Source organism: Leyella stercorea DSM 18206 (assembly GCF_000235885.1).
In the GTDB taxonomy this organism is placed as follows: Bacteria; Bacteroidota; Bacteroidia; order Bacteroidales; family Bacteroidaceae; genus Prevotella; species Prevotella stercorea.
Genome location: NZ_JH379349.1, coordinates 1 through 618 on the forward strand (window position 1 = coordinate 1; position 618 = coordinate 618).

The 618-nt window shown below is 46.8% G+C and carries 1 protein-coding gene; it reads left to right on the forward strand.

Annotated features, from left to right (window positions below):
* A partial coding sequence (locus tag HMPREF0673_RS00795) for an integrase core domain-containing protein (RefSeq protein WP_007896867.1) occupies positions 1 to 492 on the forward strand: 492 nt, incomplete at its 5' end.
* Positions 493 to 618 lie beyond the last annotated feature (126 nt).

A 618-nucleotide genomic window follows, 5' to 3' on the forward strand; every position in this document is an offset into this window, starting at 1 on the left:
TTCTGCTACCTGTCCCTTGTGACCGACTATTATACAAAGGAGATAGTCGGCTGGTGTGTCGGCGACACTTTGGAGGCGAAGTTTGCCATAGAAGCACTTGACATGGCAATGAGGCGCCTTGACAAGAACGCTGTCCATGACATCATACACCACTCTGATAGAGGCGTGCAGTATGCCAGCTATGCCTATACCTGCAAACTCAGGTCGCGCGGAATACGTATCAGCATGACCGAATGCGGAGACCCGAAAGACAATGCCGTTGCCGAGCGTGTAAATGGCATCATTAAGAATGAACTGCTTATGGGCATGAACTTCCATAGTATAGACGAAGTGAAAAAAGCCATCGCTATCGCAGTCGACTTCTATAATAACGAGCGTCCGCACATGAGTTTAGACTGGAAGACACCTTCGGAGGCTGCCTTATGTACGGGCGAATTAAAGAAAAAATGGGTTAGCCGCAGAGAAAACTTCATAAAAGCGGAGGTTGCATAGCATAAAATCCGTAACTTTGAAGCGGCCCAACAAAAAGATATTGCCATACATAAACCCTTGCCAGAACAAGGGGAGGCTCAAGCCAAACCTCATTCTCTTGTTCTGTGCAATGTTTTACGCAAAAAA